This is a genomic window from Mameliella sp. CS4 (assembly GCF_019392335.1).
Classification (GTDB): Bacteria; Pseudomonadota; Alphaproteobacteria; order Rhodobacterales; family Rhodobacteraceae; genus Antarctobacter.
This window is the reverse complement of record NZ_JAHXRQ010000008.1, coordinates 145749-158496: the sequence shown is the minus strand read 5'-3', so window position 1 is coordinate 158496 and position 12748 is coordinate 145749. Positions and strand designations below refer to the sequence as shown.

General features: G+C 63.8%; 12 protein-coding genes. 11 read left to right on the top strand and 1 reads right to left on the bottom strand.

Annotated elements, in window-relative coordinates; translation table 11 throughout:
• The first annotated feature begins 64 nt into the window (after nt 1-64).
• The 6 genes from KZZ07_RS12175 (at nt 65) to KZZ07_RS12150 (ending at nt 6462) form a co-directional block, all read left to right on the top strand.
• A complete protein-coding gene (locus KZZ07_RS12175) occupies nt 65-961 on the top strand; it encodes a LysR family transcriptional regulator (RefSeq protein ID WP_219514460.1) in 897 nt (298 codons plus the stop codon).
• Between the two features lie 154 nt (nt 962-1115).
• A complete protein-coding gene (ytfQ, locus tag KZZ07_RS12170) occupies nt 1116-2069 on the top strand; it encodes a galactofuranose ABC transporter, galactofuranose-binding protein YtfQ (RefSeq protein ID WP_219514459.1) in 954 nt (317 codons plus the stop codon).
• Between the two features lie 106 nt (nt 2070-2175).
• Entirely contained in the window at nt 2176-3699 is a 1524-nt protein-coding gene (locus KZZ07_RS12165; protein ID WP_219514458.1) for a sugar ABC transporter ATP-binding protein, read from the top strand.
• Nucleotides 3696-4745, top strand: coding sequence for an ABC transporter permease (locus KZZ07_RS12160; protein WP_219514457.1), 1050 nt, complete (start codon nt 3696-3698; stop codon nt 4743-4745). Before KZZ07_RS12165 ends, KZZ07_RS12160 begins: the two co-directional genes overlap by 4 nt.
• Nucleotides 4742-5734 carry a galactofuranose ABC transporter, permease protein YjfF gene (gene yjfF, locus KZZ07_RS12155; RefSeq protein WP_219514454.1) on the top strand — a complete coding sequence of 331 codons (993 nt, stop codon included), beginning with the start codon at nt 4742-4744 and terminating at the stop codon, nt 5732-5734. Before KZZ07_RS12160 ends, yjfF begins: the two co-directional genes overlap by 4 nt.
• Nucleotides 5731-6462 (top strand): FadR/GntR family transcriptional regulator, encoded by a 732-nt coding sequence (locus KZZ07_RS12150; protein WP_219514452.1) that lies wholly within the window; start codon nt 5731-5733, stop codon nt 6460-6462. Before yjfF ends, KZZ07_RS12150 begins: the two co-directional genes overlap by 4 nt.
• Before the next feature lie 8 nt (nt 6463-6470).
• Here KZZ07_RS12150 and KZZ07_RS12145 read toward each other — a convergent pair whose 3' ends face one another.
• Nucleotides 6471-7349 (bottom strand): MurR/RpiR family transcriptional regulator, encoded by an 879-nt coding sequence (locus tag KZZ07_RS12145; RefSeq protein WP_219514450.1) that lies wholly within the window; start codon nt 7347-7349, stop codon nt 6471-6473.
• Nucleotides 7350-7499: 150 nt separating this feature from the next.
• On the opposite strand from KZZ07_RS12145, the gene KZZ07_RS12140 reads away from it, so the two are divergent.
• The 5 genes from KZZ07_RS12140 to KZZ07_RS12120 all read left to right on the top strand — a co-directional run bounded on the left by KZZ07_RS12140 (nt 7500) and on the right by KZZ07_RS12120 (nt 12726).
• Complete coding sequence (locus tag KZZ07_RS12140) at nt 7500-8264, top strand: N-formylglutamate amidohydrolase (RefSeq protein ID WP_219514449.1); 765 nt, start codon at nt 7500-7502, stop codon at nt 8262-8264.
• On the top strand, nt 8257-8853 hold the full coding sequence (locus KZZ07_RS12135; RefSeq protein ID WP_219514448.1) for a TRAP transporter small permease subunit: 597 nt from the start codon (nt 8257-8259) through the stop codon (nt 8851-8853). The genes KZZ07_RS12140 and KZZ07_RS12135 overlap by 8 nt, the downstream gene beginning before the upstream one ends.
• A complete protein-coding gene (locus KZZ07_RS12130; protein ID WP_219514447.1) occupies nt 8853-10175 on the top strand; it encodes a TRAP transporter large permease in 1323 nt (440 codons plus the stop codon). The genes KZZ07_RS12135 and KZZ07_RS12130 overlap by 1 nt, the downstream gene beginning before the upstream one ends.
• 51 nt (nt 10176-10226) lie before the next feature.
• Nucleotides 10227-11264 (top strand): TRAP transporter substrate-binding protein, encoded by a 1038-nt coding sequence (locus tag KZZ07_RS12125; protein WP_043137003.1) that lies wholly within the window; start codon nt 10227-10229, stop codon nt 11262-11264.
• A 100-nt stretch (nt 11265-11364) separates the two neighbouring features.
• A complete protein-coding gene (locus KZZ07_RS12120) occupies nt 11365-12726 on the top strand; it encodes a glutamine synthetase family protein (protein ID WP_219514446.1) in 1362 nt (453 codons plus the stop codon).
• Nucleotides 12727-12748: the final 22 nt, after the last annotated feature.

The following is a 12748-nucleotide window of genomic DNA, read 5'->3' as shown; positions in this document are numbered from 1 at the left end:
CCGCTGTAAAATATATAGAAAGTGCGCTATTCATACTCAGTGTGTATCACTGAGAGCATGGTGGATGGACCTTCGTCAGATCAGGCAGTTCATCGCGGTCGCGGAAGAGCTGCATTTTGGCCGGGCCGCGCAACGGCTCAACATGACGCAACCGCCGCTCAGCATGTCGATACGCGCACTGGAAGAGTCCCTGGGCGTGCAGCTGTTCCACCGCACGCGCAAAAGCGTCTCGCTGACGACCGCCGGGGCGATCTGGCTGGATCACGCCCGCCAGGTCCTGACAGAGGCCGAGCGGTTGCCCGCCATTGCCCGGCGTGCCGCGCGGGGAGAGATGGGAGAGCTGCGGCTCGCCTTTGTCAGCATCGCAAGCTACAGCCTGCTGCCGAAACTGGTCCGCCGTTTTCGCGATGCCTTTCCCGACGTTCGGGTCGACCTGCGCGAGGCGACCAGCGACATGCAGTTCGAGGCGCTGGCCAGGGGCGAGATCGACGCGGGAATCATCATCCGCCCCGATGAGGCCTTTCGCCCCTCGTTGTCCCACCGCGCGCTGCCCAGCGAACCGCTGGTCGCCGTGGTTCCCGACCGCTGGGCGCCGCCGGACGCGATTGCCGCCGGGTCCGTCGATTTCGAACGGATCGCAGAGGCGCCCCTGGTTTTCTTTCCCCGCCATGTCGCACCCGCCTACTACGACGCGGTGGCGGATCTCTACGCGGCGTATGGACGGGCCCTGCGGATTCACCAGGAAGCCATCCAGATGCAGACCATCATCGGTCTTGTTGCCGCCGGCCTGGGCATTTCCCTGGTCCCCCGGTCGATGACCGGGATGAGCCGCAGTGGCGCGCACTACCTCGAACTGAGGGGCCCCCAGCCGCGAATCGACGTCTGCGTGATCTGGAAAGACGGGCCCGATCAACCCGCATTGACCTCTTTCCTGGCGCTCCTCGACACGCCCTCTGCCTGAGAGGGCGACCTGGGCCAAATGCCCGCCAGAAAGGCCGGAAATCCGCTTGCAGCGGACCCGAATCCCTGTCCCGCGAAAGCCGGTTTACAAAAGTGATAAAATAATACTTAATAATTTCGTAGCGGTTGTAAGCCGCACAGAACGGGAGGACATCATGAAACTCAGACAGACGCTTCTGGCCGGGGCGATCGCCTTTGCGCCGGTCACCGCATTCGCCGCCGATCTGACCATTGGCTTTTCTCAGATCGGCTCGGAATCGGGCTGGCGCGCCGCGGAAACGACCGTGACCAAACAGGAAGCCAAGGACCGCGGCATCACCCTGAAATTCGCGGACGCCCAGCAGAAGCAGGAAAACCAGATCAAGGCGATCCGCAGCTTTGTTGCCCAGGGCGTGGACGCGATCCTGCTGGCCCCCGTGGTCGCCACCGGCTGGGACGAAGTGCTGGAAGAGGCGCAGGACGCGGATATTCCCGTTGTGCTGCTGGACCGCACCGTCGATGCGCCGGACGACCTGTACCTGACCGCCGTGACCTCTGACCTGGTGCATGAGGGCAGCGTGGCAGGGCAGTGGCTGGTTGACGAGATGGACGGCGCGGACTGCCGCATCGTCGAGCTGCAGGGCACCACCGGATCGTCCCCGGCCATCGACCGCAAGACCGGCTTCGAACAGGCCATCGCCGGGCATGACAATCTGCAGATTGTGCGCTCGCAGACCGGTGACTTTACCCGGTCCAAGGGCAAGGTCGTAATGGAAAGCTTCCTCAAGGCAGAGGGAGGAGAAAACATCTGCGCGCTTTACGCCCATAACGACGACATGGCCGTCGGCGCGATCCAGGCGATCAAGGATGCCGGTCTGAACCCGGGTGACGACATCAAGATCGTGGCCATCGACGCGGTGCCCGATGCGCACCTGGCCATCGCCAACGGCGACATGAACGCCACGATCGAACTGACGCCCAACATGGCAGGCCCCGCGCTCGACGCGCTCGAAGCCTTCCTGGCCGACGGCACCACGCCGCCGAAATGGATCCAGACGGAATCCAAGCTGTTCACCGCCGCCGACGACAACCAGGCGATCTACGAACAGAAGAAAGACCTGGGCTACTGAGCCAGCGGTCACGCTGGGCCGGGCGTTGCTGACGTCCGGCCCCGGATTTTTCGACCAGGCCGGGTCGCGGGCTTGCAATGCTCTCCCCCGCCGACAAGAGTCAGCCATGACACATGACACGGGCCCTGTGCTGCACGCCAAGGGCATATCCAAGTTTTTCCCAGGCACCATCGCCCTGGACGAGGTAGACTTGCGGCTGGAACCCGGCGAGGTGCACGCACTTCTGGGTGAGAACGGCGCCGGAAAATCCACCCTCATCAAATGCCTGACAGGCGCCTATCAGCGCGACAACGGCACCATCCACCTCGACGGGCAAGAGGTTTCGCCCCAGTCCACCGCCGACAGCCAGAGAATGGGCATCGGCACGGTCTACCAGGAGGTGAACCTGCTGCCCAATCTGACGGTGGCGGAAAACCTCTACCTTGGGCGCCAGCCGATGCGCTGGGGCCTGATGGCACGGCGCCGGATGAACGCGATGGCGCGCGAGTCGCTGGCGGGCTACGGCCTGGACATCGACCCGGCGGAACCGCTGACCGCCTATTCCGTGGCGATCCAGCAGGTTGTTGCCATTGCCCGCGCGGTCGAGATGTCGGGCAAGGTGCTGATCCTGGATGAGCCGACCGCCAGCCTTGACCGGGACGAGGTGCAATTGCTGTTCTCGGTGATCCGGCAGTTGCGCGACCGCGGGCTGGCCGTGGTTTTCATCACCCATTTCCTGGATCAGGTCTTCGAGATTTCGGACCGCGCCACGATCCTGCGCAACGGGCGCGTGGTCGGCACACGTGTGCTGGCCGATGTGTCCCAAAAGGACGTTGTCACCCTGATGCTGGGCCGGCAACTGGAGTCACAGGTGCACGATCGCAAGCCGGCCAAGGCCGGTGAAACGCTGATCGAGGTCGAGAACCTCGGCAAGCGCGGCATGTTGGACCCATTGTCTCTGGCCCTGCGCGAAGGCGAGGTCGTCGGCCTTGCCGGGCTGTTGGGGTCCGGACGGACGGAAACCGCGAACCTGATATTCGGAGCGGTACCAGCCGATCAGGGCCGCATCCTTCTGCGCGGCAAGGAAATCCCGGTCTCGACCCCGCGCGAGGCCGTAAAACACCGCTTTGCCCTTTGCCCCGAGGACCGCAAGACAGAGGGCATCGTGGGAGACCTGTCCGTGCGCGACAACATCATTCTCGCGCGGCAGGCCAGCCAGGGCTGGATGCGCCCGATCCCACGCGCTGAGGTCAACGAGATCGCCGAGCGTTACGTCAAGGCGCTGGACATCCGTCTGGCCAGTCTCGACATGCCGATCCGGCTGCTGTCGGGCGGCAACCAGCAAAAGGCGCTGCTGGCGCGCTGGCTGGCGACCAATCCCGATTTCCTGATCCTCGACGAGCCCACACGCGGCATCGACGTGGGCGCCCACGCCGAGATCATCGCCCTGATCGAACAGTTGCGGTCTGACGGAATGGCCCTTCTGGTCGCTTCGTCGGAACTGGAAGAACTGGTGGCCTATTCCACGCGCGTCATCGTCTTGCGCGACCGCAAGCAGGTGCGCGAACTCAGCGGTGCCGAGATCACGCCCGAGAACATCGTCCACGCCATTGCCGAGCACGGCACCCCGGCCGAGGAGGGCGCCCGATGATCGGACCCAAGCATTCCACGTTCAAACGGATCCTGCCGCAGCTGCTGATCCTGGCGGCGGCACTGGCGATCAACCTGGTCGTCTTTCCGGATTTCTTCGACATCGACTTTCGCAACGGGCGGCTCTTCGGCAACCTGATCGACGTGCTGAACCGGGCCGCACCCGTGGCGATCCTTTGTGTCGGCATGACGCTGGTCATCGCCACGCGCGGGATCGACCTGTCAGTGGGCGCGGTCATGGCCATCGCCGGGGCGACCTCGGCGGCGGTGGTGGTCGAGGGGCACGGCTGGGTCACGGCGCTCTTGGCCGGGCTGGGCGCCGGGGCGCTCTGCGGGCTGTGGAACGGCATCCTTGTCGCCGTGCTCAAGATCCAGCCCATCGTTGCCACGCTTGTCCTGATGGTAGCCGGGCGCGGCGTCGCCCAGCTGATCACCGAGGGCAAGATCCTGACCTTTTCGAACGAGGGGCTGATCCACCTGGGCGCCGGGGTTGTCGCCGGTGTGCCGACGCCGATCCTGATCTGGATGGCGCTGGGTGCGCTGGTGATCTTCGTCGTGCGCCGCACCGCGCTGGGGATGTTGATCGAGGCCATCGGGATCAACGAGCGGTCCTCGCGGCTGGCGGGGATCAACAGCCGGGTCCTGCTGGTCTGTGTCTACCTGGTGTCCGGCCTTTGCGCCGCGCTGGCGGGCGTGATCGTGGCCGCCGACATCAAGGGCGCGGATGCCAACAATGCCGGGCTGTGGCTGGAGCTGGACGCGATCCTTGCCGTGGTGATCGGGGGCAATTCGCTGCTGGGCGGACGGTTTTCGATCCTTGCCTCGCTGATTGGCGCGCTGATCATCCAGTCGGTCAACTCGGTGATCCTGCTGTCGGGTATGCCGCCAGAGTTCAACCTTGTGATCAAGGCGCTGCTGATCCTCGCGATCCTTGTGATCCAGAGCCCGCGGATCAGCTACCTGATGTACATGTTGCGCGCCTCGGGGCCGCAACCACAACCCGACACGGCCCCCTTGCCCAAGACGCAGAAGGAAGAGGCGCAATGATCCGCTCGACCCATTTGCCGCTGCTGGTCACGCTGGCGACCTTCGTGCTGGCCTATGCGCTCTGCGCCTCTGCCTACCCGTCGATGCTGTCGACGCGGGTCGTTGCCAACCTGCTGACGGACAATGCCTTTCTGGGCATCGCGGCGGTCGGCATGACCTTTGTCATCCTCTCGGGCGGCATCGACCTGTCCATCGGGTCGGTCATCGCCTTCACCGGGGTTTTCCTGGCCGTGGTGCTGCGCGATACCTCGATGCATCCGCTGGTGGCCTTCGCGCTGGTGCTGATGATCACCACTGCCTTTGGCGCGGCGATGGGGGCGCTGATCCATTACCTGGAAATGCCGCCCTTCATCGTCACGCTGGCGGGCATGTTCCTGGCGCGTGGCGCGGCCTATGTGCTGTCGACCGAAAGCGTGCCCATCACGCATGAATTCTACGATTTCCTGCAGGGCCTGTACTGGAAAGACCCCTCGGGCGGGCGGTTCCGGCTGATCGGCGGGCTCATGGTGCTGACCTTTCTCGTCGGGATCCTGGTGGCCCATCGCACCCGCTTTGGTCAGAACGTCTATGCTCTTGGCGGCGGCGGGCAGACGGCCAAGCTGATGGGCCTGCCGCTGGCCTCGACCACGATCGGGATATACGCTGTTTCCGGCGGGCTTGCCGGGCTCGCGGGCATCGTCTTCTCGCTCTACACCTCGGCGGGATATTCGTTGGCCACCGTGGGGGTCGAACTGGATGCCATCGCCGCGGTCGTCATCGGGGGCACCTTGCTGACGGGGGGCTACGGCTTTGTGGCGGGCACCTTTTTCGGCATATTGATCATGGGTCTGATCCAGACCTACATCGTGTTCGACGGGACTTTGTCCAGCTGGTGGACCAAGATCGTGATCGGGGGGCTGCTCTTTGCCTTCATCGTGCTGCAGAAAGGGCTGACTTGGGCGACGCAGGCAAGACGACGAACAACGACTGGCTCCGCCGCTCACTCATGACGCTTGTCCACGGCGGGGGCGACCGCGCGAGCAATCACACGAGCTTTGTGGTCGACCAGCTGGGGCTTGCCATCGTCGCCGGGGAATACCCGCCCGAGACGATGATCCCGCTGGACCCGGACCTGTGCGAGATGTTCGGCGTGTCGCGCACCGTGGTCCGCGAAGCGAAAAAGACTCTGATTGCCAAGGGGCTGATCCAGTCTAAGGCCAAGGTCGGCACGCAGGTGCGGCCAGCCGACGGATGGAACATGTTCGACCAGGACGTGATGCGCTGGCATGCTTCGGTCAAGAACCCGACACGCTACTACGAGGAACTGTTCGAGATCCGGATGATCTTTGAACCCGCCGCCGCCGCCCAGGCCGCCGGGCGGGTCAACCAGATCGACTGCGACGATCTCTTTTCGCTCTGCGACGCGCTGGAGAACGCCGAAAGCCGGGCGGATTTCGCCCTGGCGGACTACGAGTTCCACAAGCAGGTGCTGCGCCTGTCCGGCAACCGGTTCCTGCAGTCGCTGGGCGACCTGGTCCAGACCGCGCTGTATTCCCTGTTCATGTCCGAAAGCGTCGCCACCTTTCCCGAGCGGCGCAAGACCGTCGTCGACCGGCACCGCACCGTTGCGGCGGCCATTGCCTCTGGCGTGCCCGCCGAGGCGCAGGACGCCATGCGGCGCGTCATCAACGATGGCTATCGCAACGCCCTGCCCGACAAGGCGGCACCCGCCTCATAGCGCCCGATCTATTGCCCGCCCGGCTTGCGAAACAACCTTGTCTGCTCAAACAGCCTGTCCAGCCGTTCATACCTGTCCTTGGTGTTCGGCCAGGCCTCTTCCTGGGTCGCTGAAATCAACGCCTCCAGCAGCATCAGCGTCGAGACGTTGGAATCCCAGGCCGAGGGGATTTCCACCCAGCAGTTAAAGCTGTGTGTCGCGATCTCGGCCACCGGGCTGGACCATTGGTCGGTGATCAGCACCACCTCGACCCCGCGTTCGCGCGCCAGCTCTGCCAGCCGCAACAGGTTGGACTCATAGCGACGGATGTCGAACATCAGCAGCGTATCGCCCTTTTCCATGTCCAGCAGGTAATGCGGCCAGGTCGCCGAGGACGACGTCAGGTGGATCACCCGGGGCCGAACCGCCTGCAGGTGGGTAAAGGCGTAATCCGCAAGCGCATGGGTGATCCGCCCGCCCACGATGAACAGCGTGTGATCCGTGTCCGCCAGCAGGTGCGCCGCGGCGTCAAAGGCCTCGCTGGGCACGTTGCTGAACGTGGTCTGGAGGTTCTGCGTCACCGCCTTGGCAAATCGGTTCAACAGGTGCGACTCCGGCGCCTCGGTCGCCCAGTTGGCGCGCCGCTCCGTCGGACCGGAGACCTTGGCCTGCAATTCCTTCAGCAGGGCCTTGTGGAACTGCGGGAAACCCTTGAACCCCAGTTTCTGCACCATGCGCGCAATCGTCGGTGTCGACACCCCGGTCTGCCCCGCGACGATGGTGATCGAGGCAAGCCCCGCCGCCGGGTAGTTTTCCAAGAGGGCATTGGCGAACTTGCGCTCTGACTGCGTCAGGTCCGAATAGTGCTGCCGGATCAATTCCCGGACGGTCGAACTGGGCTGTGTCACGGCTCACTTCCTTGCATCGCAGTCGCTGCATTTTGTGCGAAACGCGCCCCGATGCGTGTCAACCGCATGAATCTGCCCGTCGCCTCGTGAAGAAATATTGACACAACCCGCGCCAATGTGGAAAATTTTTTTCAGAACAGGGGGACCTGCATGTCGGAAAGCGACCACGGCGGCCGTGAACCCGCCGTCAGCGTGATCAATGCCGAAGGCACGGGCGACGCCCTGCTGCTGTGTGAACACGCGTCGGCCTATATACCCGAGCGCTACGGCGATCTCGGGCTGCGCCCCGAGTGGCGGCAAAGCCATGCGGCCTGGGATCCCGGTGCGCTGGCGCTGGCGCGCATGTTGTCGACAGAACTTGATTCGCCGCTTGTGGCCGGACGCGTGTCGCGGCTGGTCTATGACATCAACAGACCGCCAGAGGCCGACGGCGCGATGCCCGTCCGCTCTGAAATTGTGGAAATACCCGGCAACGCGAACCTGACGCCCGCGCAAAAGGCCGAGCGGGTAGAGACGGTCTATCGCCCCTTCTGCAAGGCCGTCGACCGGCTGCTTTCGGCACGGCCACGGGCCGTCGTCACCGTGCACAGCTTTACCCCGGTCTATCATGGCACAACCCGTGAGACCGAAATCGGCATCCTGCACGACAGCGACAGCCGGCTGGCCGACATCATGTTGGCCCAGACACCCGAAGAGGACCGACGCGTTGACCGCAACAAGCCCTACGGACCCGAGGACGGCGTGACCCATTCTCTGAAACTGCACGGCATCTCGCGCGGATTGCCCAACGTGATGATCGAGGTCCGCAATGACCTGCTGACCACGCTGGAGGACGTGCAGGCCATCGCATCCGAACTTCTGGCGATGCTGCGCCCGGCGCTGGCCGCCGTTCCTGCGGAGGTGACCGATGCCTAGGATCATCACCGGGTTTGTGCATGGCGTCGACGCGATGAACCGCTTTATCGGGCGCATCGCCATGTACCTGATCTTTGTCCTGGTGGGCGTGCTGCTGTGGTCCTCGGTGTCCAAGGTCGCCTTTCTGCCCTCGCTCTGGACGCTGGAAACCGCACAATTCGTCATGGTCGCCTATTACATTCTGGGCGGGCCGTATTCGATCCAGCTGGGATCGAACGTGCGGATGGACCTGTTTTATGGCGGCTGGTCGGTGCGGACCAAGGCCTGGGTCGATGCCTTCACCGTCTTTTTCCTGATGTTCTACCTGGGTGTGCTTTTGTACGGCGCGCTGGGGTCCCTGGCCTATGCCTTGGGCTATTTCGGGATGCAGCCGCTGGAGTATTTCGCCGAGTTCTTCGGCGCGCTTTTCACCGGCGGCTTCGAGGCGGCGGGCGAAAAGCTGGGCTATCTCGAACGTTCATCGACCGCATGGCGGCCCTTCCTCTGGCCGGTCAAGCTGGTGCTGGCTTTCGGCATCTTCCTGATGCTGCTGCAAACCCTCGCCGAGCTGTTCCGTGACATCGGCCGCATCCGCGGGGTGGAGATCTGATGTCCTATGAAATGATCGCCATCCTCATGTTCTCGGGCATGATGCTGATGCTGCTGACCGGGCAGCGCGTGTTCGGCGCCATCGGCTTTGTCGGTGCGCTGGCCGGGCTGCTGCTCTGGGGCACGGGGGGCGTCGACGTCCCCTTTGCCGCCGCCATGAAGCTGATGAAATGGTATCCGCTGCTGACGCTGCCGATGTTCATCTTCATGGGCTACGTGTTGTCGGAATCGAAGATCGCCGACGATCTTTACCGGATGTTCCACGTCTGGATGGGGCCGGTGCGCGGCGGACTTGCCATCGGGACCATCGGGCTGATGGTGCTGATCTCCGCCATGAACGGGCTGAGTGTGGCGGGCATGGCCATCGGCGCCACCATCGCGCTGCCGGAGCTGCTGCGCCGGGGTTATGACAAGATCATGGTGACAGGGGTGATCCAGGCCGGCTCGTCCCTTGGCATCCTTGTGCCGCCCTCTGTCGTGCTGGTGCTCTATGCGATGATCGCGCGCCAGCCGGTGGGTCAGTTGTGGCTGGCAGGCGTGGTGCCCGGCCTGATGATGGCCACGATGTTCATCATCTACATCTACGTGCGCTGCCGTGCGCAGCCAGAGCTTGGCCCGCCCCTGCCCGAGGACGAGCGTAACGTCAGCCGGGCCGAGAAACTGCGCCTGCTGCGCGCGGGCATCCTGCCGCTTGTGATCTTTGCCGTGATGATGGTGCCTTTCGTCAAGGGCTGGACCTCGCTTGTCGAAAGCTCGGCCATCGGGGCCATGGCCGCCTTCGTTGCAGCAATCCTGAAGGGCCGGATGAACCGCGAGGTGTTCGAGACCTCGGTGCGCCAGACGCTGGCCATCTCCTGCATGTTCATGTGGATCATCCTGGCCGCCCTGGGCTTTGGCGCGATCTTCGACGGGCTGGGCGCGGTGCGCGCCATCGAGTCGCTGTTCACCGAACAGCTGGGCCTCAGCCCCTGGATGATCCTGATTCTGATGCAACTGTCCTTCATCATCATGGGGACGTTCCTGGACGACACTGCCATGCTGGTGATCGTCGCACCGCTTTACGTGCCGCTGGTGGGGGAACTCGGTTTCGACCTGATCTGGTACGGGGTGCTTTACACGATCACCACCCAGATCGCCTACATGACGCCGCCCTTCGGCTATAACCTCTTCCTGATGCGCGCGATGGCGCCGCCGGAAATCGGTCTCAAGGACATCTATCGTTCGATCATCCCCTTTGCGCTGGTGATGGTGCTGGCCCTGGCCTTGGTCATGGTCTTCCCGCAGATCGCGCTTTGGCTGCCCGACCTCGTTTACGGAAAATAACCCCTCAGAAGCCTCGAAAAAGAGGACAGATTTTCAACAAGGAGAACGGATATGACGACTTCGAGAAGAAAGTTTCTGAAAACTGCCGGTGTGGGCGTTGCCGCCGCACCGCTGGCCGCCCCGGCGCTGGCACAATCCACCATCACCTGGCGGATGCAGACCTACGCGGGCGCCGCGCTGGCGGAACATGTGGTGAAACCGGCCATCGACCGCTTCAACGCCATCGCCGGCGACCGGATGCAGATCGAGCTGTTCTACGCCGACCAGCTGGTGCCCACGGGCGAACTGTTCCGCGCCATGCAGCGCGGCACCATCGACGCGGTGCAGTCGGACGATGACAGCATGGCCTCGCCGACCGAGGTGACTGTCTTCGGCGGCTACTTCCCCTTCGCCTCGCGCTATTCGCTCGACGTGCCTGTCCTGTTCAACCAGTACGGCCTGAACGAGATCTGGGCCGAGGAATACGCCAAGGTCGGGGTCAAGCACATCAGCGCCGGCAGCTGGGACCCCTGCCATTTCGCCACCAAGGACCCGATCAACAGCCTCGCCGACCTGCAGGGCAAGCGGGTCTTCACCTTCCCCACCGCGGGCCGTTTCCTGAGCCAGTTCGGCGTCGTGCCCGTCACCCTGCCCTGGGAAGACATCGAGGTCGCCGTGCAGACCGGCGAGCTGGACGGGATCGCCTGGTCCGGCATCACCGAGGATTACACGGTGGGTTGGGCGGATGTGACCAACTACTTCCTCACCAACAACATTTCCGGCGCCTGGATCGGGCATTTCTTTGCCAACATGGGCCGCTGGGAAGAACTGCCCGAGGATCTGAAACTGCTGCTGGCCACCTGCATGGAACAGTCGCACTATTACCGCCAGTGGTGGTACTGGGGTGGTGAGGCGCGGCTGCGCGTCAACGGCGAAAAGATGCAGCTGACCTCGATCCCCGATGCCGAATGGGACACGGTCGAAGAGGCCGCGCGCACCTTCTGGGACGAGATCGCGGCAGAGTCCGAGACCAAGGCCAAGGTCGTGGAGATCTTCAAGCAGTACAACGCGGACATGGCCAAGGCCGGACGCCCCTACCGTTACGGCTGATCGCCGTCGTCCCCGGGGTTGTCCCGGGGACAAATCCAAAGCCCCGGCGCCGCACCTCGCGCCGGGGTCCCCTTTGAGAGACCACTGGAAGGAATGCCCGATGCCCGGCCCCATGACATTCGATGACCTCAAGGCGCAGGTCTCCTCCGGCGAGGTGGACACCGTCCTGGCCTGCATCGTGGACATGCAGGGCCGCCTGATGGGCAAGCGGTTTCACGCCGCGCATTTCGTGAACAGCGCCTGGGAGGAAACCCACTGCTGTAACTACCTGCTGGCCACCGACCTGATGATGGCCACGCCAGAGGGCTATGCCGCCACCTCTTGGGAAAAGGGCTATGGCGACTACGTGATGAAGCCGGACCTGGCCACCCTGCGCCCCATGCCCTGGCTCGAGGGCACGGTCATGGTTTTGTGCGACGTGCTGGATCACCACACCCACGAGGAAGTGCCGCATTCCCCCCGCGCCATGCTGAAAAAGATGGTCGCCCGGGCCGAGGCCAAGGGCTTTACCCCGATGATGGCGACGGAGTTGGAGTTCTTCCTCTTCGAAAAGAGTTTTGACGAGATCCGCAAATCCGGCTTTCGCGACCTGGCGACGCTGTCGGGGTACAACGAGGATTACAACATCCAGCTGACCAGCCGCGAAGAGCATGTGATGCGCCCGGTGCGCAACCACCTCTATGCGGCAGGCCTGCCGATCGAGAATTCCAAGGGCGAGGCGGAAACCGGGCAGGAAGAGCTGAACATCAAGTATGCCCCGGCGCTGGACACCGCCGAATATCACACGATCGCCAAACACGCGGTCAAGGAAATCGCCCACCAGCAGGGCCATGCCGCGAGCTTTCTGCCCAAGTGGCACCAGGACAAGGTCGGCTCGTCCAGCCATGTCCATCAATCGCTCTGGCAGGACGGCAAGCCGGTGTTTTTCGACGAGAGCGACTCGCTGGGCATGTCGGCGCTGATGAAGGCCTATGTCGCGGGACTGCTGAAATACGCGCCCGACTACATGGTTTTCCTCGCCCCTTACATCAACAGTTACAAGCGGTTCCAGGTCGGCACCTTTGCCCCGACCCGCGTGATCTGGTCCATCGACAACCGCACCGCCGGGTTCCGCCTCTGCGGCGACGGATCAAAGGCGGTGCGCATCGAATGCCGGGTCGGCGGGTCGGACATGAACCCCTACCTGGCGATGGCGGCAATGCTGGCCGCCGGCCTGAAGGGCATCGAAGAGGGTCTGGAGCTGGCCCCGGCCTTTTCCGGCGACGCCTACGCGGGCGAGGCGCCGGAGCTGCCAACCACCCTGCCCGCCGCGCGCGCGGCGCTGATGAAATCCGACCTGCTGCGCGAGGCCTTTGGCGAAGAGGTGGTCACCCACTATGCCCGCGCGGCAGAGGTGGAAATCGAGGACTTCAACCGCGTCGTGACCGACTACGAAGTCGCGCGCGGGTTCGAGCTTGCATGAGGGCCACCCGGCCCGATCCATA